At 71.5% G+C, this 19,395-nt stretch carries 20 protein-coding genes; 1 reads left to right on the forward strand and 19 read right to left on the reverse strand.

The genetic code is table 11. The features are described from left to right. Positions 1-48: 48 nt before the first annotated feature. The 18 genes from J4709_RS55775 to J4709_RS28520 form a co-directional block, all read right to left on the reverse strand. Positions 49-690: an HAD family hydrolase gene (locus tag J4709_RS55775; RefSeq protein ID WP_208244879.1), complete on the reverse strand. Its 642-nt coding sequence runs from the start codon at positions 688-690 to the stop codon at positions 49-51. A gap of 270 nt (positions 691-960) precedes the next feature. Beyond that, positions 961-1,572, reverse strand: a complete 612-nt coding sequence (locus J4709_RS28440) for an HAD family hydrolase (protein ID WP_208244880.1) — start codon at positions 1,570-1,572, stop codon at positions 961-963. 214 nt (positions 1,573-1,786) lie between these two features. Further along, positions 1,787-2,815 carry a M48 family metalloprotease gene (locus J4709_RS28445; RefSeq protein ID WP_208244881.1) on the reverse strand — a complete coding sequence of 343 codons (1,029 nt, stop codon included), beginning with the start codon at positions 2,813-2,815 and terminating at the stop codon, positions 1,787-1,789. Continuing rightward, positions 2,812-3,687 carry an SAM-dependent methyltransferase gene (locus J4709_RS28450; RefSeq protein WP_208244882.1) on the reverse strand — a complete coding sequence of 292 codons (876 nt, stop codon included), beginning with the start codon at positions 3,685-3,687 and terminating at the stop codon, positions 2,812-2,814. The genes J4709_RS28445 and J4709_RS28450 overlap by 4 nt, the downstream gene beginning before the upstream one ends. A 312-nt stretch (positions 3,688-3,999) precedes the next feature. Then, entirely contained in the window at positions 4,000-5,352 is a 1,353-nt protein-coding gene (locus J4709_RS28455) for a cytochrome P450 family protein (protein ID WP_208244883.1), read from the reverse strand. A 67-nt stretch (positions 5,353-5,419) separates the two neighbouring features. Further along, positions 5,420-6,754: a cytochrome P450 family protein gene (locus tag J4709_RS28460; RefSeq protein ID WP_232384188.1), complete on the reverse strand. Its 1,335-nt coding sequence runs from the start codon at positions 6,752-6,754 to the stop codon at positions 5,420-5,422. Then, entirely contained in the window at positions 6,754-7,539 is a 786-nt protein-coding gene (locus J4709_RS28465; protein WP_208244884.1) for a GTP-binding protein, read from the reverse strand. The genes J4709_RS28460 and J4709_RS28465 overlap by 1 nt, the downstream gene beginning before the upstream one ends. Further along, on the reverse strand, positions 7,520-8,074 hold the full coding sequence (locus tag J4709_RS28470; RefSeq protein WP_208244885.1) for a DUF742 domain-containing protein: 555 nt from the start codon (positions 8,072-8,074) through the stop codon (positions 7,520-7,522). The genes J4709_RS28465 and J4709_RS28470 overlap by 20 nt, the downstream gene beginning before the upstream one ends. Beyond that, positions 8,071-8,601 carry a roadblock/LC7 domain-containing protein gene (locus tag J4709_RS28475; protein ID WP_208244886.1) on the reverse strand — a complete coding sequence of 177 codons (531 nt, stop codon included), beginning with the start codon at positions 8,599-8,601 and terminating at the stop codon, positions 8,071-8,073. The genes J4709_RS28470 and J4709_RS28475 overlap by 4 nt, the downstream gene beginning before the upstream one ends. Next, a complete protein-coding gene (locus tag J4709_RS28480; protein ID WP_208244887.1) occupies positions 8,598-10,334 on the reverse strand; it encodes an ATP-binding protein in 1,737 nt (578 codons plus the stop codon). The genes J4709_RS28475 and J4709_RS28480 overlap by 4 nt, the downstream gene beginning before the upstream one ends. 208 nt (positions 10,335-10,542) lie before the next feature. Next, positions 10,543-11,400: a hypothetical protein gene (locus J4709_RS28485; protein ID WP_208244888.1), complete on the reverse strand. Its 858-nt coding sequence runs from the start codon at positions 11,398-11,400 to the stop codon at positions 10,543-10,545. Next, on the reverse strand, positions 11,390-11,830 hold the full coding sequence (locus J4709_RS28490) for a hypothetical protein (RefSeq protein ID WP_208244889.1): 441 nt from the start codon (positions 11,828-11,830) through the stop codon (positions 11,390-11,392). Before J4709_RS28490 ends, J4709_RS28485 begins: the two co-directional genes overlap by 11 nt. Before the next feature lie 71 nt (positions 11,831-11,901). Further along, entirely contained in the window at positions 11,902-12,849 is a 948-nt protein-coding gene (locus J4709_RS28495; RefSeq protein ID WP_208244890.1) for an endonuclease/exonuclease/phosphatase family protein, read from the reverse strand. After that, positions 12,846-13,511: an HAD family hydrolase gene (locus J4709_RS28500; protein WP_208244891.1), complete on the reverse strand. Its 666-nt coding sequence runs from the start codon at positions 13,509-13,511 to the stop codon at positions 12,846-12,848. Before J4709_RS28500 ends, J4709_RS28495 begins: the two co-directional genes overlap by 4 nt. 45 nt (positions 13,512-13,556) lie before the next feature. Next, positions 13,557-14,348 carry an SAM-dependent methyltransferase gene (locus J4709_RS28505; protein WP_208244892.1) on the reverse strand — a complete coding sequence of 264 codons (792 nt, stop codon included), beginning with the start codon at positions 14,346-14,348 and terminating at the stop codon, positions 13,557-13,559. Beyond that, on the reverse strand, positions 14,345-15,193 hold the full coding sequence (locus J4709_RS28510; RefSeq protein WP_208244893.1) for an SAM-dependent methyltransferase: 849 nt from the start codon (positions 15,191-15,193) through the stop codon (positions 14,345-14,347). The genes J4709_RS28505 and J4709_RS28510 overlap by 4 nt, the downstream gene beginning before the upstream one ends. Further along, positions 15,190-16,035 carry an SAM-dependent methyltransferase gene (locus tag J4709_RS28515; protein ID WP_208244894.1) on the reverse strand — a complete coding sequence of 282 codons (846 nt, stop codon included), beginning with the start codon at positions 16,033-16,035 and terminating at the stop codon, positions 15,190-15,192. Before J4709_RS28515 ends, J4709_RS28510 begins: the two co-directional genes overlap by 4 nt. A gap of 182 nt (positions 16,036-16,217) precedes the next feature. After that, complete coding sequence (locus J4709_RS28520) at positions 16,218-16,874, reverse strand: bifunctional DNA primase/polymerase (RefSeq protein WP_269757440.1); 657 nt, start codon at positions 16,872-16,874, stop codon at positions 16,218-16,220. Between the two features lie 187 nt (positions 16,875-17,061). Between J4709_RS28520 and J4709_RS28525 the strand changes: the two genes are divergently transcribed. After that, positions 17,062-18,441 (forward strand): NsdA family TPR-like regulatory protein, encoded by a 1,380-nt coding sequence (locus J4709_RS28525; RefSeq protein WP_208244896.1) that lies wholly within the window; start codon positions 17,062-17,064, stop codon positions 18,439-18,441. A 5-nt stretch (positions 18,442-18,446) separates the two neighbouring features. Here the strand turns inward: J4709_RS28525 and J4709_RS28530 are convergent, their stop codons facing one another. Then, complete coding sequence (locus J4709_RS28530) at positions 18,447-19,358, reverse strand: phosphotransferase enzyme family protein (RefSeq protein WP_307801643.1); 912 nt, start codon at positions 19,356-19,358, stop codon at positions 18,447-18,449. Positions 19,359-19,395: the final 37 nt, after the last annotated feature.

A 19,395-nucleotide genomic window follows, 5' to 3' on the forward strand; every position in this document is an offset into this window, starting at 1 on the left:
TGCCGCCTCCCTTGCCCCGGTGGCTCGTCCGGGTGGGGCGGCCGTCGGTCATGGCTGTCCGCCCGCGTCGGATCGGCCGGTCGCTTGCCGGCCGAGGTATCTGGGCAGAACGGACAGATCCCGGATCTGTGGGAGGTCTTCGATCAAGGGCGGGTAGGCGATGTCGAAACGTGGCAGCAGCACGCCGCGAAGGCCGTGGAGCTGCGGAGCGGTCACGTCGTTGGTGATGCCGGGCCCGACGCTCAGCACGCGGCCGGGGACGCAGTCGGCGGCGGTGATAATGCGGGAGTACACCAGCGGACTCGGTTTGCCGGCGCCGACGGTCCGGGGCTGCACGATCATGTGGAACAACTCGCCGATCCCGGCGGCGCGCAGAGCGGGGGCCAGGTCGCGATCGTGGACGCTGGTCAGCACGAGCCGCAGTCCGGCTCCGGCCAGCTCGTGAATGGTGCGCGCGGCGTTGGGAGCGATGCCGGGGTCGATGCCGGGCCGACGCGGCCAGCTCGTGGGGATGAGGGAGGTGTAGTCGATCGCAACGCAGCTGATCGACGGGCCGAAGTAGCGTGCGCGGGCCGGAGGGATCGCGGTCGGGGAGACGCCCCAGACCGAAGGGTTTGAGCCGTCTGGTGACGACGCGGCGGGCCGGCCGGGCTGGTGGCCGACGGCCGAGCCGATGTGATTGATGGCCACGATGCGTCTTCTGGTGAGTGGTGGAGGCGGGCGGGGTCGCCGTTGCCGGTTCGTCTCACCGGCTGGCGGGGTGCGATTCGCAGGACGCGGGCCTGCGGGCCAGGACGGATCGGGCGCCGGCCAGCGGGCTGCAGCCGGGGTGTGATCTGGCGGCGGATGGCTCCGGCCGAGGGTGAGATGCCTTCGGCGGCACGCCTGCTCCTTGGACACGCGCCCCGCTTTTCCTGAACCGATTGGGTCTGTGAGAGCAGACCGGTTCCGTTGCGAACCTCATGCATCGCAACCTTCTGCCCGAGCCGCCCCCAGCTCACGAGTGCCTCGCGTCGCAAGCTCTGGGGCATCGGCGCCGGTGTGCTCGCCGGTCAGCAGAGCGGGCAGCTTCTCGAAGTGGGGGATCCGGGTGACAATGACCTGCGGTTCCTCGGGGAGTGACTGCCATCCGACGTAGACGGTGCGGATACGGCCCCTGGCAGCGGGGAGGATGCTGTGCTCGATGTCACTCCCGCACATGACCAGGTGTTCCGGCCGGACTTGGAGGTCGGCGAGGATGTCGCGGTACAGCATCGGGAAGAGCTGCGGGTCGGGGTGGCGCCGCTTGCGGCTGCTGGTCTGGTAGATGCGGTCGCCGAACAGCGCGCCGATGCCCCGGACGTCCAGAGCGGGCCGGATGTCGCGGTCCGGCATGGTGTCGGCGACCACCGCGAGGGTGACGCCGCCGGTCTCGTGCAGCTGGCGGAGCGTGGCTGCGGCGTACCGGCACACCGGCCGCATCATCGTCGCCACGTCGAGCGGGTCACAGGAGCTGGTCAACACGTCGTAGCCGACCAGCAGGTGGGTGATGCGGCCGCCGTGCCCCTTGGCGCGGAACAGATGGTTGGTCATCGGCGAGGCGTCTTTCGCGTATGGGGATCGGGAAAGGGATCTGGTCCTGCAGGTGTCGGCGGTCCGAGGCCGGGGCCGGATGGAGCCGGGCCGGACGGGCCGGGGCCTGCGCGGGATCGCAGCGGCCGCGACCGCGCTCCTGTCCCGCCGATAGGGGCGGGTATCACGCCAGTGCGCCGGGCGAGGCGACCGGCGGATCTGCGCCGCCACTGGTTCACCGCGTCCTCCGGTCGACGATGCGGCTGGTGAGGCAGGCGCGCATCCGGACCGGCGGGTGGATCGGGGAGGTCCGCACGATCCGCAGGTACCAGGGGGCGCGCCGCATGGTGTCGAGGACCGCGGCGTGCCAGGCGGCGGCGCCGTCGCCGGCGGTGCCTGCCGCGGCGGTGTCGGCGGTGAGTTCCCGCGCCCAGGCGACGCCGATCAGCGCGGCGGCGAGTACCGGGACGGCCACCCAGAGCGCGGCGGGTGCCAGGAGCAGACCGAGCAGCATCCATCCCGCTGTCATGGCCATTCCCCACAGGAGGTGGATCCGGCGTTGCAGCCGGGTGGTGTGCTGCAGTTCGTGGGCGAGCACCCACCGCAGCTGATCGACGGTGCCGAGCAACCGGTCGCCGACGATGATCATCGGCGGCGACAGGCAGACGACGGCGCCGATCCGCATGAGCGGCGGAGCGTCGGGCTCGGTGATGTAGACCGGCACGTCGGTGCCGAACCGGGCGGACGCCAAAGCCCGGGCGTTGTCGATGACCGCCGCCGCCTGCGGCGGAAGCTGTGGCGCCGCACGTCGCCGGCGTTCATAGGTCGCACGGGGGGCGAGCGTGCGGACCTTTTTGATCGGGCGGACCTTCAGGGTGACGAGCCGGAGGATCTGCGGTGTCATGAGTTTGCCGACCACGAGCGCGGCTCCCGCCGCCCACGCCGGGCCCGCGGTGGAGCGCACCAGCATTCCTGCTCCGAGCAGCGCCGCTGCCAGGGCGTAGAGCCCGATGATTCGGAGCCCTGCGGCTCGCTTGGAGGCGATCCCGCGGTAGAGGGCCTCGTGCACAGGAGTCGCGAACTCGACGACCTCGGTGTCCGGATCGATGGTCTCCGTGCCGGCCCGGCCGGGCGCCGTCGGCGCGGCGCTCGACGCCTCCCGACCGGACTCGGCCCCCTCAGGTTCCGCAGCGGGTTCCGCGTCGGGTCCGGTGTCGGGTGCCGTGTCGGGTGCGGGCGGCGGGGACTGCTGCGGGCGGGTCATCGGTGGGTTGTTTCCTTGGTGGTGGGTGTGCGGGCCAGGCCGCCCCAGGCGTGGACGGGCGGGTTGTGGCCGGGGTGGGGGTGCCATCGGTGGATCGGCACCACGCCTGGTTCGGTCAGGTCCATGCCGGTGCCCGCGAGCAGGCGGGTGAGCTGGGCGGGGGTGCGCAGGTACCAGGGGTCGGCGCCGGTGGCGTTGTAGCCCTGCACGGCTTTGGTCAGGGCGGTGCTGGTGGCGGTGCTGGCGGCGGTGATGTCGCACACCGCCAGGTAGCCGCCGGGCGTGAGCGCGTCGGCCAACCGGGAGACGATGCGCCGGGCGGCGGAGTCGCAGGGGTCGCTGATCGGGATATGCCGCAGCACCGACATCAGCAGGACCGCGACCGGCTCGCCGAAGTCCAGCCAGCCCCGGGCGGCGGCCAGCAGCGCGTCGGGGTCGGTCAGGTCGGCGTCGATGACGCCGACGGCTCCGCCCGGCGCGGACCGCAGCCACGCCCGCGCGTGGGCCAGCACCAGCGGATCGTTGTCGACATAGACCACCCGGGCGTCCTCGACCACCTGCTGAGCCGCGGTGTGGCTGGGCGTGCCGGGCGGCAGACCGACCCCGACGTCGACGAACTGGCGGACCCCTGCGCGCGCGAGCCGGGTCACCAGGCGCAGGGTGAACTCCTCGCAGGCGCGGGCGAGGACATCGATGGCTGGGTAGATCGCCCGGAACCGCTCGCCGCTCACCTGGTCGGCCCGGAAGTTGTCCTTCCCGTTCAGCCAGTAACCCCAGATCCGGGCCGAGTGCGGGACCGCGGCATCAATACCCGACAGCTGCCTCTCGGCTTCCCGCCAGTCGAACGAGCCGGTGCCCTTCACGGCGCCCACGACCCGGGCTCGGGCTCGGGTGCTCGCCCAGGGGCCGCCGCCCGGCGTACCGCCGCGGCGACCCGGCCGGGGCGCGGGTGAACCCGCGGCCCGGTCTGAAGGGACCGGGGCTGCCGGGCGAGGCCGCTGGCCGCCGCGGTCACCACGCCAGGGCCGACCGGCACGGGGCCGACCGGAATGGGGCCGGGTGCGCGTGAGATCAGCATGGGTCTTCTGCCTGGTCGAAGGGGTGAGCGGGCTGGTAGGGAGGGGGAGCCGCGTCGGGCGGCCGCCGGAGCGGAGTCGCCGGGTGGCCGCCCGAGGCGGCTGGTGTCACCTGGGTGGTGCGCCGTCGAGGTGGACCGGCAGGTCGGTCGGGCAGTTGGTGAACATCGAGGGGACCTGAGTGAGGTCGTCGTCGGGGACGGCGAGCGTCAGGTCGGGGTGGCGGTCGAACAGTGCGTGCAGGGCGATGCGGGCTTCGAGGCGGGCCAGGGGCGCGCCGAGGCAGTAGTGGGCGCCGACGCCGAAGGCCAGGTGCTGGGTGTTGGCGCGGGTGATGTCGAAGCGGTCGGCGGTGGGGCCGTGGACGTCGGGGTCGCGGCCGACGCCCCCGTACAGGCCGATCAGGAGCTGGCCGGGCGGGATGGTGGTGCCGCCGATCGGGACGGCGGCCTTGGTGTATCCGGCGACCAGGTAGTTGATCACGCCGTCGTAGCGCAGGGTCTCCTCGACCACGGCGCTCCAGCCTTCGGGCGGGAGGGTCTTGGCGTGGGCGAGCTGGTCGGGGTGGGCGAGCAGGGCGCGGACCGCGTTGGTGATCAGGGTGAAGGTGGTCTCGTGGCCGGCGACCACCAGCAGCCAGAGCGTGTCGATCAGCTGCCGGTGCGTCAGGGCGTCGCCGTCGTCGTCGCGGACGCCGATCAGGGCGCTGGTCAGGTCGGCGCCGGGCCGTGACCGGCGCCGCTCGACCAGTTCACCCAGCAGCTCCAAGCGGCCGGTCTCGACGTCGGCGGCGTCCTTTGCGGTCTTGTCGCCGGTGCGCATCAGGGCGTCGACCAGGGCGCGCATGCGGGGCCGCATCGGGTCGGGGATGCCGAGCAGCCGGCAGATCACGCCCATGGGGATGGTGTAGGCGTAGTGCGCGCGCAGGTCGACGGCGCCCTCCACGCCCTCCGTGCCGGGGCTGCGGTGGTCGGGCAGGGCGTCCAGGGCGTCGTGGACGATGCGGGTGATGTCGCCGGCCATCTCCTCGACCCGGCGGGCGGTGAACACCCGGCTGATCATCTGGCGGAGGCGGCGGTGCTCGGGGTCGTCGAGGAAGAACATGTTGGTCAGGCCGATGAACATGCCGGCCAGCGGCCAGTCGTCGGGGACCAGCCCGTCGCGGTAGGCGGCCCAGTGCCGGTGCGCGACCCGGGAGATGTCGGGGTGGCGGCTGAGCCGGCCGAGGAGGTCGTGGCGGGTGACCGCCCAGGCGTGGACGGTGTCGGGCAGGCCGGGCAGCACGGTCCGCACGACCGGTCCGGCGGCGCGGAGCCGGGCCATCTCGCCGTGCGGGTCGGCGCCGTCGGGGTCGATGGACACGATCGGGACCGCCGGCTCCGCGCCGCCGGAGCGGACCTCGGGCTGCTGGTCGGACTGCTGGTCGGGCCGGGTGTCGGGGCGGCTGGGGTGAGGGGTCATCGGTTTCCTCCCGAGGTCGGGAACTGATGGGGGTGCGGCGGGGGGCCGGATCGGGTGCTGGCGCTGGTCAGGTGCGGGGCGGGGTGGAGAAGCGGACGGGCAGGACGGCGGGGCGGCGGGCCCAGGGGGAGGGCTCGTAGGGGATGTCTTCTGGGGGGATCGCCAGCTGCATGGCGGGCAGGAGCCGCAGGGCGGTGTCGACGGCGGTACGGGCGATGAGCCGGGCGGGGATCTTGGCGGGGCAGGCGTGGTGTCCGGCGCTGAAGGCCAGGTGGGCGCGGTTGCCGGTGTCCAGGCGGGGGTTGCCGGTGCGGGCGCGGGGGTCGTGGTTGGCGGCGGCCAGTCCCAGGATGAGGGGGTCGCCGCGGGTGATGAGGTGGCCGCCGAGTTCGTGGTCGTCCAGGGCGTAGCGGGCGGGCATGTTGGCCATCGGGGGGTTGGCCCACAGCATTTCGTCCAGGGCGTCGTCGACGCCGAGGCGTCCGTGCCGCAGTTGCCCGGCGAAGCGGGGGTCGGTGAGCATGTGCCGCAGGGTCTGGGTGATCCAGTTGGTGGTGGTCTCCCACCCGGCGACCACGGTGATCACCATGCTCTGCTGGACCTCGTAGTCGGTGTGCAGGTCGGGGTGGTGCAGGAATCGGGTGGTCAGGTCGTTGGCGGGGGCGGCGCGGCGGGCGTTGATGATGCGGGTGAGCAGGGCGTTGAGGGCGCGGTCGCCGTCCTGGGAGTCGGCGCCGGAGCCGATCAGCGCGGTGATCGCCCGCTGCAGTGCGGTGTTGTCGGCGGGGCTGAGCCCGAACAGGTCGGTGACGGCCAGCATCGGGATCGGTGCGGCGTATCCCGACATCAGGTCGGCCTTACCGTTGCTGGCGAAGCCGGCGATGAGCTGCTGGCAGCGGGCGCGGACGGCGTCGAGCATGGCGATCTGGTCGATGCCGTCGAGGGCCTCGGTGATCGGGTCGATGAGGCGGCGGTGCTCGTGGCCGTCCCGGAAGTAGCCGTTGTCGCGGGGCCCCATCATCGGTAGCAGCGGCGAGTCGGGCGGCACCAGGCCTTCGGCCAGCGCCCGCCAGTTCGCGGGGTTGCGGGAGTAGAGCTGCTCGCGGCGGGTCACCTGCAGGATGTGGTCGTAGTCCAGGACCAGCCAGGCGTTGATCGCGGTGCGCTGCCGCTGCGGGTCGGCCGGGGTGAGCTCGACCGGCGCGATGGGCCCGAACCGGGCACGCAGGTGCGCGTAGACGTCGGCGGGCTCCGGGCAGGCGGTCGTGGCGGCCAGCGGTGTCAGCCCGGTCAGCTCCGCCAGCCGTCGCCCCGGCGCCGACACCGCGCCCGGCACCGCGCCCGGCACCGCGCCCGGCAGGGTGTCCGGTAGGGCGGCCTGCTGCAGGTGGAAGTCGCTCATCAGATCTGCCTTGGCGTGGAGGTTGTCGTGAACGGAGCGCTGCCGGGCGGTGCGGGCGTCGGAGGGGAGTGCGCGGGCGCCAGCCGGTGGACGTACTCGACCAGCGCGATCAGGGCGCTGAGGCTGGAGGCGCGGTCGCGGGCGTCGGCGTCGATCAGGGGGGTGTCCTCGCGCAGGTCCAGCGCGGCGCGCAGGTCACCGTGGTCGAAGGGCGGGGTGTCGGGGAAGTGGTTGACCACCACCACCAGCGGCAGGTCGGGGTGGTGTTCCTCCATCTGGTCGAGCGCGGCGAACGAGACGTCGATGCGGCGGGCGTCGACCAGCACCAGCGCTCCCACCGCGCCGGGCACCAGGCCCTGCCACAACTGCCAGAACCGCTGCTGGCCGGGCGTGCCGAACATGAACAACACCATCCGGGGAGAGATGGTGATCCGGCCGAAGTCCAGCGCCACGGTGGTGGCCGTCTTGTGTTCGAGCTGGGCCAGGTCGTCGACTCCGACGGAGGCGGTGGTGAGCGCTTCCTCGGTGCGCAGCGGCGCGATCTCGCTGACCGACCCGATCAAGGTGGTCTTGCCCACCCCGAACCCGCCGACCACCAGGATCTTCACCGACCGCTCCACCGAATCGGGCAGCGCATCGAACACCGGCCCGGACAGCGGCCCGGACAGCGGATCGGGCAGTGGGTTGGGGGGCGCGGCGGGCGCCGGGACGAGCGCCGAACCGGCAGGGGCCGCGCTGGCTCGCGCCGTCTGGTCCGGCGCGGGGTCAAAGGGCGCGGAGGCCATCGAGGATCTCCTCCAGAATCCGTCGGTCGACCGTCACTGGGCTGCGGAAACGCAGCAGGCCGCTGTCGATCAGGTCCGCGGCCAGCACCGTCACGACGCTGACCGGCCGCTGCAGGCGCGCCGCGACCTCGGCCACCGACAACTGCCGCTGGCACAGGACCAGCAACGCGATCTGCTCCCGCGACGCGGTCACCGGCAGCCCCCGCCCCGGCGGCGAAGCCGACAGCGGCGAAAATGCCGAGCCCGTCAACGCCGAGCCCGTCAACGCCGAGCCGGCCAGTGGCGGGCGGGGCGATGACGGGCCCGGTGCTCGCTCGCCGGAGTCCAACGCATCGGGGTCCAGCGCACCGGGGTCTGCCGTGTTGGCGCCGGCCGGTGCCGACGGTCCGGCCGATGGGCGGTCGGTGACGGTGCGCAGCAGCGTTTCGGGCTGCAGGGTGTTGCGGGTCGGTGTCGTCCGTCCGCCGGTGACGACGTAGACCGGCACCAGGTGAACGGGTTCCGCCGGCGGGGGGCTGTCATCGAGGCCGCTCATGGGGCGCCCATCGCGCCGACCCCACCACCGGCGGCCCCGCCACCGGCTCCCGTCCCGCCGCCAGCGGCGCTTGCGGCGCCGCTCGCGGCGGCGTGGCGGCCGCCCAGGTAGCCGGTGGCCGAGGAGGGTCCGGCGGTGTCACGCGCCGGGGTGGCCAGGTTGGTCTCACCGATCTTGTTGATCAGGCTGCTCATCTGCTGGGCGATGAGTCCGGGGTCCAGGGCGGCGGGATCGGCGACGACCGCCAGGTGCGAGCCGCCCGCCGCGCGGCGGGTGAACAGCACCGCGCCCGGCAGTTCCATCGAGGACCGCCGCATGCCGGGATCGCTGGTGTCGCTGAAGTCGCGGGCGATCCCTTCGGCCAGGCTGTTCAGCCCGGCGCACACGGCCGCGAGCCGGGCGGAGACGGCGTCGTCCATGCCATCGGACCGGTGCTTGACCAGGCCGTCGGCGGTGGCCACGAGCACGTGACGCACTCCGGGCAACCGCAGCAGGTCCGCGAGGATCCAGTTCTGGTCGTCTGTCATCGCTGCTCGTCCTTGGGGTCGTGGCCGGGCCCGGTGCCCGGCCGGAGGTCGGTGTCGGCGGCCGTGCCGCCCGGCGCGTCCGGGATCGCCGAGCCGCCGGAGTCGGCGCTGTCGGTGCTGGCGGGGCCGGTGAGCGGTACCGCGTTCCAGTAGGCGTCTATCCACGCCGCTTCCGCGGCGGGATCGGCCGGCGGGACTGCGCTCGCCGACGCCCCGCCCGCTTCGGCCGCGCCGGGTGCGGGTGCGTGAGCCGGTCCGCGCGCAGCACTCGGAACGCCCGGAGTGCTCGGTGTGGGATCGCCGCGGCGGTGCCGACGACGCTGCGGGAAGCCCTCCGTCGGGCCCGCCCCGGCCGACGGCGCGGCCGACGGTGCGGCCGACCAGCGCTCGGTACCGGCTGCGCCGTCGGGGCCGGAGCCCGCGCCGCCGCCGAGAGACGCTCCCGTGCCGCGGAACGGCGCGCTGCCGGAGGGGGCGCTGCCGGAGAGGGTGCTCGCGGAGGGGTCGGTGTCGCCGTACGGCTGGTTGGGGTGGGGGAACGGCGGGATGGCCAGGGGGACGGTGGTGACCAGATTCTGCGGGATCAGCACGATCGCGCGGACCCCGCCGTAGGGTGATGCGGCCAAATCCACGCCGATGTTGTGGCGGCGGGCGTACCGGCCCACGACCGCGAGCCCGGTCTGCGGCACCGCGCCCATATCCTCCAGCCGGACCGGCCGCTGCCCGGCGGCGACCTGCCGCAGAGCAGACAGCTCGTTGTCGCGCAATCCCAGACCGGCGTCGTCGATCTCGACGACGGCACCGCGCTGGACTCGGTAGACTTGGACCTGGACCGCGGTGGTCGGCGGGGACGACTGCGCGGCGTTGGCCAGCAGCTCGGCGATCAGGTGGATGACCGTCTCGACGATCGGCGACGCCACCGCGACCTCCCGGTCGCCGGCGACTTGGACCCGGTCGAAGGCAGTCATCCGGCCCGAGGCCGCGCGGACCACCTCCACCAGCGGTTCGTCGTTCTGCCACTGCTGGCCCGGCCATTCCCCGGCCAGCGTCACCACGCTCTGGGCGTAGCGGGCCTGCTGCGCCGCCGCGTGCTCGACGCGCGCGCTGACCCGCAGGGCCACCGGATCCTCGGGCATCTCCCGCACCATCTGCTGCGCCTGACCGGCGATCTCCAGAGCGGAGGCCTGCAGCCGCCGCGCCAGCGCGATCTGCGTCTGCCGCATCGACCCCAGCTCGCGGTGCCGCCGCTGCGCCAGCGCACCGACCTCCGCCACCAGCCGCTCAAGCAACACCGCGGTGTCAGGGGCCAGCACGCCGGGCGTCGCGTCGGCCGGCAGGGTCAATTCCGCCTGCGTCCCCTCGGCGAGCACCGGCAGTTGCCGCTCGACCAGGTGGGACAGCGCCGACCGGACGGCATCCAGTGCCCGCGCCATCTGAAGGTGACGCTGCTCGGCCGCTTGCCCGGCCTGCGCGCTGGTCCACTTCAACTGTTCGAGCTCGGACCGTGCCGCCGCGAGTTCTCGCCACGCCTCGGTCGACTCTTCTTCGGCCAGGACGTGGGCTTGTTCGGTGGCGCGGACTCGGCGCCACATCCACACCGACGCCCCCAGCGCGGCCCCTGCCCCGGCCACAGCGACCAGTGCCGCGGCCGGCTTCAACCCGCCGGTCAGCAGCGGCGCCGCGACGGCGTGCACGACCAGCAGCGCGCCGCAGCCGCTCGCCGCCCACCCCACCCAGCGCGGCGCCGGATCGGCGTCGGGCGGCAGCGGGCGTGATCGCGGCCACGAAGCCGGAGACGGAACCGGTGCCGGCGGGGAGCCGGGAGACGGCCTGTGCCGTGACGGTCGGGTGGGGCGCTGCAGGGGCGTGGTCATGATCGCCTTCGGGTACGGCGGGATGGACGGGGGGTCGGACGGCCGGGGTAGCGGGCCGCCGGGGCGGCTAGTCCGGAGCCGGGGGCGGAGTGCCGTACCAGTCGTCGCGCAACTGAACGCACAAGGCCACCAGCCTCAAGACGAACTCGGGGTGCAGGTCGGGCGGGACGTCCTCGACCGGAAGACGGCGTAGTTGCCGGTGCAGCGGCGCGCGCAGGCCCAGCTCGTCCTGGCCGCAGACCGCGTGCAGGTGCGCCGACAGCGCGGCGCGGGTGTGGCCTCGGCCGTGCGCCTGCGCCAACTGCTTGACCAGCGCGGCGATCTCGCGGGTCAGGTGACCGGCGACCTGCTCCAGCCCATGCCGCGCCAGTAGCCGGTCCACTGCGGCCAGGGCCGCGCCGTCCTGGCCGCCGCGGCAGGCGTAGCCGCGGCACAGCTCGGCCGCCTCGAACTCCAACCGCGCCGACGCGCCCTCCACCGGCGGCGGGGGTGGCGGCGGGGACGCCACCGGCGCGAGACCGGTGACGCCCGCGACGTGGAGGATCTGCTCGGCTGCCTGTGCCACACTCGCCCCGGCCAGAGCTCCCTCGTCCAGGCCGTCGAGCCAGAAAAAGCCACCGCCGCACCATCCGATCTGCGAGACCGGTTCACCGTCGACGACGACGGTCAACACCACGGCGGGCCGCGCCGCCCCGAGCCGGGGGAGGTGTTCGGACGTCGCCTGCACCGCGGCCCCCGCCGGGAGATCCGCGTGACCCGGCGAGAGGTTCGCCGCAGGGTCCGCGACAGAATTCGCCGCGGGGTTCGCGGAGCGGGCCGGCGTGAACTGCGCCCGCATCACTCCGGTCACCCGCGAGCTCCGGATCTTCAGCTGCAGCAGCAGCCGGCCCAGGGGCTCCAGCCCGGGCAGATCGTCACCGCTCATCGGCATCCCCTCGCGGTGAGGCGAAGGGGTGGTTCTTGCGCACCCCGGCCAGACGTATGGTCGCGCAGCCGCAGATGATCCCCAGCGCCTGGATCAGATCGCCGGGGGCAATCTGCGGGTCGGGCGGCGGAGGCGGCGCCAGCAGCAGCAACCGCGGCAGCACTTCCCATGCGCGGCGGTCGAAGATCTTGGGCGCGGAGCGGAAGGCGCCCATCAGCGTGGCGAGCGCGGCGGACCGGCTCTCCCCGGTCTCCTGCGCCAGCACCCCGAGCAGACTCCGGGCACACGGGAAGGCGACCACGACCACCACCTCGGCCTCGTGGCGGCGCAGCAGCTCACCGAGCAACTCCCCGGGTCCACGGCCCGCCGATGCGTCGGCCATGTTCAGAGCGGTGATCCCCAGGTAGAACCGGCGGAAGTCCTCGTGCACGTCCCCGGGCACCTCCCGGGGCACCTTCTTGTGCACGTTTCCGGGCGGGGGGCCGGTGGTCGGCCGCGCGCTCATGCCCGACCCCCGCGCCGACGGCCGCCGTGCTCATGGTCGTCCCCGGCGCCTCGTGCTCCACCTATGCGGCCCGGGGCGAAGGACACCGACACCAGGCGGTGATCACTGGCCCGGTCACCGACGTCGGAGACCTCCACCTTGTAGGTGTCGGGCAGCACGGCGCCGGACAGGGCCCGGCTGAAGGCGATGTGGTCGATCCGCTGGCCCTGGCCGTTATCAACCCCGCCGTTCACGGTCGGGGTCATGTCACCGGCCAGGCACCCCGCGCTGACGAAGCCGGCCTCGGCCAGCACACGCAACGCGCGCCGATCCGACACCAACCGCCCGCCGCGCGGCCGCGCCCCCGGAGGCAGCGACTTGTGCAGCCGCTTGTGCGGCGGGCGCTTGGACCAGTCCGGCTCGAACTCGCGGTGCCGCCGCGGACGCCACGGCCACCAGGACGGCCCGCCCCGGCAGTCGGGCCACGAGGAGTTGGCGTCGCCCAAGACGATGGCCGGGGTGCCCGGGCCGGCGTACCGGGTGAGTTTCAGGGCCGCCTCCAGCCGGGCATCCCCGGACCAGTGCGGCCACTGCACACTGCGCACCGCCACCAGATGGCCGCACACCTCAAGCTCCAGCCAGCCGACCTGGTCGTGGAACACATCGGGCAGGCCGGGCGTCCAGTGCCGCACCGGGCGGCACCGCGCCGACCGCACGAACACCATCTGGTGCAAGGTGCCGGAGGTGCTGGGGGTCAGGAAGCTGCGGTCCAGCCCCGACGGCCGCAACGCCTCCTCGGCCTGGAACCGGCGGGCCTGCCCGTCCCCATCCCAGCCCTTGGCCTCCTGCAACGCCAGAATGTCGACCGGCCGTCCGATGCTCTTCAGCAACTGCGGCACCAGGTCCAGGCGTTCGCCGTCCTGAAGGTTGAGCGTCGCGACGGTGACGACGGCGCCCGCGTTCACCGCTCGCCCCTCGGGCGACGGCCGAGCAGCGCCGGCAGCTCACGCAGATGCCCCAGCACCGGAACCCTCGTAGGAACCTGCTCCTCCAACGCGCCCCGGTCGGCGGGCCCGGCGATCAGCACCGCCCGCATCCCCGCCGCCAACGCCGGCACGATGTCGGTCTCGATCCGGTTGCCGACGTAGCAGCAGTGCCGGGGCGCCGCGTCGGCGACCTCGGCGATCGTGGCGAAGAACTCGGGATCGGGCTTGCGCACCCCGATCACGTGGCTCTGGATGACCGCCAACAGCAGCCCGCGTATCCCGGCCTGGTCCAACCGTCTGTCGCAGAGGCGATCCGGCAGGGTATTGGAGGCCACCAGCACCGCCAACCCGTTCCGGACCAGCGCACGCACCGCCTCGGCGGCCGCGGGATCGACCGGCGACGAATCCGACCGGCGCGCATCCAGCCGGCGCGCATCAGCGCCGAGGTTGGCGGCCAGGAACCCCTCATAGCCCAGGCCGGGCGTTGATGCGCCGTCGTCCGGCTGAACGGGCAGGTCCAAGACCCCTCCGTAGTCGACCGCGACACACCGGACCTCCCCCGCCCAAGCGGGGACACCGGCGCCGCGCACGGCCGCAGGAGAAACGACGGAGACCTCACCGCGGTCATCGAGATCAGACATGGGCCACTCCCGCCTCGTCGTTGTTGCACGCCAGCCCGCAGTGCCTCATTCGGTGACCACCGCCACCGCGCAGAGGGCGTCGTCAACGGCGGACGACAGGGCGAAGGGGGAGGGCTGCGGGCGCCACCGCGTCGGTGTCACCAGGCCGGGCTCCACCAACTCCAGCCCCTCGAACAGCTCGCCGAACTCCTGCGGTGAGCGCAGCACGTACCTGGCCGCGCCGGTGTCCCCGTACTGCCGGGCCGCCTGAACGTGCCGGTCGTCGGTGCCGGTCTCGTCGCTGATCGCGATGCAGCTGCCCTTGGGGAGCGCGGCCGCCAGCCTCTGCACGATCAGGCGCGCGTCGAGCAGGTCGGGAACGCCGCCGAGCACATGCATCAGCAGCACCGCGACCGGCTCGTAGAAGTCCAACTCCCAGCGCGCCTTCTCCACGATGCCGTCCGGGTCCTCGACATCGCCCTCGATATAGGCGACCTCGCCCTCCGGGCGGGAGGTCAGCAGCGCACGGGCGTGCGACAGCACGAACAGATCGTTGTCGACATAGACGATTCGGGCCTGCGGGTTGACTCGCTGAGCGACCTCGTGGGTGTTGTCGACCGCGGGCAGCCCGACACCGATGTCCAGGAACTGCCCGATCCCGGCCTCACCGGCCAGGAACTGCACCGCCCGCGACAAGAACTCCCGCACCCCGCGGGCCAGATCCACGATGTCGGGAAACGTCTCCTGGTACTGGGCGCCGGCCTGGCGGTCCACCGGATAGTTGTCCTTGCCGCCCAGCCAGAAATTCCAGACACGCGCCGCATGGGGAACGCTAGTGTCGATCAGCGTGTCGGTCATACGCGGCCCTGCCGATCCCCGGCGGACTCCCTGACACGTCCGACACCCATGTACTGCGGCGTCGTGATGGGGGCCCAGGGGCTGGTGAGGTCCGGGTGCCACCACGCACACGTCACCAACCCAGGCTCCAGCAGATCCAGCCCGGAGAAGAACGCTCGCACCTGCGGGAGGGAGCGGGCCTGCACGGGCTCGGCGCCCAGCGCCGCGACCTCGTCGGCGCCAGCCTGCCAACCGGCCCCGCCATGCTCGGCCGTCGGATGGCTGACGACCAGATAGCTGCCCGCTACCAGCGGCGCGAGCAGGCGGGGGACGACCGCGGCCGCCTGCTCGTCGGGCAGATACTCCAGCCCGCCTGCCAGGACCGCGACCGGACGGGTCAGGTCCAGCCAGCGGCTCGCCCCGGCCCATACCGTCTCGGCGTCGCGGACGTCGGCCTGCACGTGGCCGACCGAGCCGACCGACGCGCCGGTGAGCAGCGCCCGAGCGTGGACGAAGACGAGCGGGTCGCTTTCGACGTACACGACCCGGCAGTCCGGGGCGGCGCGCTGGGCGACCTCATGGGTGTTGTCGACGCCCGGCAGGCCCGGCCGGATTTGCAGGACCTGCCGGATCCCGGCATCGCGGACCAGATGCTGGATGGCTCGGACCTGTGCGTACCGGGCCTGCCGCAGCATGTCGGAGACCTGCGGATAGACGCCCATGAGGACATCGCCGGCCTCACGGTCGATGGCGTAGCAGTCCTTGCCGTGCAGCAGGTAGTTCCACACCCGGTCCCACTGCGGAACGCCGCTGTCGATCTCGACCCGGGGCGAGAACGGCGCCCGAGTGAAGCTGGAGGCCGTCACCGGGCGCCGCCCTCGGACAGCCCGGTCAGCTCGGCCACTAAGCCGACAACACGGACGCTCTGCTCGCCCTGGCAGGCGCGGGCTTCGGGGCGCCCCCAAACGGCTACGTCCCGCAGTCCGTGCTTGGTGATCCGCCATCCCCTGACCAGTGCCCGGATCTCCTCTTCCGATCGAAAGAAGATCGGGTCGGTCGCCTGCCGCTCATAGACCTCGGTCATGTCCTCGACCCGGTCCTGCGCCGTCGCGGTGGTCGTCGCGTGCGACAGCACCACGAAACTCCCGGGCGTCAACCAGTTCCGCAGGTCCTGCATGACGCGTGCCGCGTTAGGCACGAAATGCAGCACGGCGGCGAGCACCACGACCATGGGCTCGTCCAGGTCGATCAACTCGCGCAGGGCGGGATCGGTGAACAGTGCGTCGACATCGCGGACATCGCCTGGCAGGACACCGCCGTAGCCCGGTTGGGCGCGAGTGTGCGCGAGGACCTTCGGGTCGTTGTCGATCCCTACGACAAGCGCGCTCTTATCCACGTGGTGGACCTGATCCTCCACCGACGCCAACGGCACATCCGTGGTGATGCCGCACCCGATGTTCAGCACGCGGATCAGAGCCGGGTGAGCACGGGGAAGCAACTCCTTGACCGCCTCAGCCGCGGCGCGGCCAGAGAACTCATAGTTTGCTCTGGCCACGGCTCTGGCCTGAGGCGCTATCGCAGTGAGTTCGTCGGCAGCCTGCCGATCGACTGCGATGGCGTCCCTGCTACCGAGCAACGCGGCGTAGGTGCCAGCGGGGCTGGTCTTCTCGGGCTGGCTGTCTCTGTCGTAAGAGAGCGCTTCGCTCATAACGGGTCCGTTGTCATAGGAGAGTGGCCGGCGACGGGGGTTCTCTTTCGAGCGGCGTCTCAGCGTCGCGGCGGTCGTCCGCGCTTCCTCGGCCGGAGGAGCGGAAAGGAGCGATGCGGGCGTGGGCGCTGCGCCAAGGAATCTCATGTGGCTTTTAGTTGGGAAATCAGCGTTCGCGAGAGTCACCGGAGCCATCGCTTACGCTGCTGTGCCCTGTGGACGTTCAGAAGGATCGGGCTGAGTTCTTGAAAACGGGGCAGGCGGGTGACGTTTGCGTCAGTGGGTGGCACAACCCAGCGGGTGTGGTCGTTCTCCCCCGTGCCGCCCGAGGGCAGCACGATGAGCTGACCTGGTCCGGTGTGGACGAGCTCGGCCCGACTCGCGTCTACCGAGTCAGCCCACGCCCCAGTTTGTCCGGATTCAATCAGGAGGCTGATGGTTCCGTCGTCGGACATCACCGGACCGAGCCACGCCCCGCGTTCGGTCAGCGCTTCCAAAACCCTCTCGCCCACCCGTATGGGCAATGTGATTGCCTCGAACACCTCGCCGACGGGGGTGACGATGCCCGCTTCCGGCCATTTCTTCCACCATTGATGGATGCGCTCAAGGTGGGTTGTCGGTTCCAGTACTCCGCTAATGCTGTCCAGTCCAGCGGCATAGCAGCCCGGGGTCGCGGCCCCCACCATGACGGGCCAGCCCCACCGCGCGTAAGCGAGAGCCGCCTTCAAAGGGGTGATCGCCCGGCCGTGGACAGGAGGCGCGGGACGTGCGCGCTCGGAGTCGGCACGCCTGCAGGCCGAGCGACCGGGCGCACGCCAGCTGGGCAAGGAGGCCGTCATGTCCTTTACCCAAACCGTTCGGGGACGAGCGCGGGAGTGTTCACAACGGGTGCACTGCACGACAGGTGGGTGCAAAAGGGGTGCACACTCGCACTACCGAATCGCTGGCTCCACTCCCGTTGACGTGGCCGAATGGCTACGCTCGGCACCAGGTCGCAGGGATACCGGTGATAGGGAACTGAGCGCCATGGACAGGGAACCGAACCACGACCTGGTCACCGTCATGCGGGAGGCCGGGATCTCCAACAAGGCCCTGGCCAAGGCCGTCCGGGATCTTGGACGCACGCGCGGCCAGGATGTCCGCTGCACGCACGTAGATGTGGCCCGATGGCGATCGGGCATGATTCCCCGTGGGATCAAGCCCGAACTCATCGCCGTCGTGCTGGGCCGCTGTTTGGGCCGCCCTCTCACTCTCGCCGACATTGGCATGGCCAACCCCGGCGGTCCGCCCCTTACCCTGGGCTTGGACTTCACCGCCGATTCCACGGCTGCACTGCGGACAACTCACGCGCTGTGGAGTGAGGATCTGAAGCGGGCGGAGTTCCTCCGCCATGCAACTGTTAGCGCTGCAATGCTCACCACTCCCATGGCGCGTTGGCTGATCGCCCCGCCGGCTGACCCGCTCAACCGGACCGGGCGGACCCTCACGGTCGGCCGCAGTGATGTCGAGGCGGTCCGCACGACCGTGCACATGTTCGAAGACCTCGACCACCAGTTCGGCGGCGGCCACGCTCGAACCGCAGCCGTCCAGTACCTTCATAGCCAGGTCACTCCGCTGCTGCGCGGCAACTACACCGAGGCCGTCGGTCGCCAGTTGTTCGGCGTTGCCTCTCAGTTCACCTACAAGACCGGGGCAATGGCCTACGACATCGGCTGCCACGGGCTGGCCCGCCGCTACTTCATTCAGGCTCTCAACCTCGCGCATAGCGCTGGGGATCGGGCCTTGGGCGGCAAGGTCCTGGCGCTGATGAGCCACCAGGCCAATTTCCTTGGCGAATACGCCGAGGCCGTCGACCTCGCCAGAGCTGCCAAGCTCGGCGGCACCGGACACGCCACCCCAACGGTCCACGCAATGTACTGCGCCATGGAAGCCCGGGCCCTAGCCAACCTCGGCGACGTCCGCGCTTGCCTCCGCGCACTCACCGAAGCCGAGAAGGCATTCGCCCGACGGTGCCCCGACGAGGACCCCGACTGGATCGCCTACTTTGATCTGGCCGAATTCCACGACGAGTTTGGCCACTGTTTCCACGCCCTCCGTCAGGCACCACAAGCCATCCGCCACGCCTCGCAGTCGTTGAGGGCATCCGGCGACGCCTACCCTCGTAGCCGTGCCTTCTGCCGCTTCACCCTGGCTGGCTCCTACCTCAACGTCCACCGCACGCAGCACCGCGATCTCGAACGAGCTGTAGCGATCGCTACCGAGGCCCTTCCCTGGGTCAACCAACTCAAGTCGGTGCGGATCCGGAGCTACATCAGCACCTTCGACCGGTATTTGGATCCTTACGCCGACGACAGCACGGTGGTCGACTTTAGAGAACGTCTCAAAGCAATCGTGAACGCCGCCTGAACAGGTCAGGTTCCGGGTGTCCAGCGCCGGGGAGCCGTGGGGTCGCGCAGCGAGGCGATGCGCCGCTGTGCTTCGCCGATCAGGCGAGGCTCTCGCCCGGTACGGGCTGCTAGCCACGCGGTCATCCGCAACTCCCGGATCGCCGCCAGCGTCGTGAACCCCTCCCAGCCGGTTACATCGAGGCCGTAGGCGTCGGTGAACGCTGCGTACTCGGCGTCGTCGTACCATCCCACATTCCGATAGACCGCTGGAACCGTCAGGTCCCACTCGGGCGGCCCCAAACTAAAGCGTTCCAAATCCAATAGCACCGGAATCCCATCGCCACCAACCACGATGTTCTTGCGGTGTGGATCACCGTGAATAACAGCTGTTGGCAGAGCGAACTCAAGGTCGGCATAGGCTGCTTGCAGGCGTACCAGTACGTCCCGCAAGAAATCTCTGTCTTCGGCGTCGATGCCGGTAGCGGAATTGATGTGCGAGCGTTGTCGGACAAAGGGCTCCAACGGCTCCACCAGCCCAGCGGGCGGAGCCGGCAGGGCGTGCAGGCGACGGAGCAACGCCCCCATCTCGGCTGGGGTCGCCTGGCGAGGATCTTCGATCTCCTCCCAGAACGTGATCACCCTCTCCCGGTCCACCACAGGCTGCTCGACGGCTTCCGCTGGCCGGACCGCCGAGAAGCCCTGCGAAGCCAGCCACCGGGCCACCCGTAGCTCCCGCTCCACCCGAGGCAGGGCACCCACAGACGAGGCAACACGCACCACGAGCCGAGCCGCGGGAATCCGGAACACCGCGTTGTCAGCGACAGGTCCCAGCAGCACTGCTCCGCCAGGATTGACCCCTGCCGTCCGACATACTTCGATGATGGCCTCGAGGGCCGACTCTGCGGTGAACGGAACCGCTTCCCTATCCGCTGGCACCAACCGACCCCACCTTCACAACCGAGCCCCTCCGGGA

The sequence above is a fragment of the Actinomadura violacea genome (assembly GCF_017573465.1).
Classification (GTDB): Bacteria; Actinomycetota; Actinomycetes; order Streptosporangiales; family Streptosporangiaceae; genus Spirillospora; species Spirillospora violacea.

What these genes read in the sequence shown, in the direction of transcription:
- J4709_RS28475 (WP_208244886.1), bottom strand. Translation starts at nt 8,601, where the DNA reads ATGACAGACGACCAGAACTGGATCCTCGCGGACCTGCTGCGGTTGCCC.
- J4709_RS28470 (WP_208244885.1), bottom strand. Translation starts at nt 8,074, where the DNA reads ATGAGCGGCCTCGATGACAGCCCCCCGCCGGCGGAACCCGTTCACCTG.
- J4709_RS28520 (WP_269757440.1), bottom strand. Translation starts at nt 16,874, where the DNA reads ATGACGGCCTCCTTGCCCAGCTGGCGTGCGCCCGGTCGCTCGGCCTGC.
- J4709_RS28500 (WP_208244891.1), bottom strand. Translation starts at nt 13,511, where the DNA reads ATGTCTGATCTCGATGACCGCGGTGAGGTCTCCGTCGTTTCTCCTGCG.
- J4709_RS28455 (WP_208244883.1), bottom strand. Translation starts at nt 5,352, where the DNA reads ATGACCCCTCACCCCAGCCGCCCCGACACCCGGCCCGACCAGCAGTCC.
- J4709_RS28505 (WP_208244892.1), bottom strand. Translation starts at nt 14,348, where the DNA reads ATGACCGACACGCTGATCGACACTAGCGTTCCCCATGCGGCGCGTGTC.
- J4709_RS28515 (WP_208244894.1), bottom strand. Translation starts at nt 16,035, where the DNA reads ATGAGCGAAGCGCTCTCTTACGACAGAGACAGCCAGCCCGAGAAGACC.
- J4709_RS28525 (WP_208244896.1), top strand. Translation starts at nt 17,062, where the DNA reads ATGGACAGGGAACCGAACCACGACCTGGTCACCGTCATGCGGGAGGCC.
- J4709_RS28440 (WP_208244880.1), bottom strand. Translation starts at nt 1,572, where the DNA reads ATGACCAACCATCTGTTCCGCGCCAAGGGGCACGGCGGCCGCATCACC.
- J4709_RS28485 (WP_208244888.1), bottom strand. Translation starts at nt 11,400, where the DNA reads ATGAGCGGTGACGATCTGCCCGGGCTGGAGCCCCTGGGCCGGCTGCTG.
- J4709_RS28445 (WP_208244881.1), bottom strand. Translation starts at nt 2,815, where the DNA reads ATGACCCGCCCGCAGCAGTCCCCGCCGCCCGCACCCGACACGGCACCC.
- J4709_RS28460 (WP_232384188.1), bottom strand. Translation starts at nt 6,754, where the DNA reads ATGAGCGACTTCCACCTGCAGCAGGCCGCCCTACCGGACACCCTGCCG.
- J4709_RS28465 (WP_208244884.1), bottom strand. Translation starts at nt 7,539, where the DNA reads ATGGCCTCCGCGCCCTTTGACCCCGCGCCGGACCAGACGGCGCGAGCC.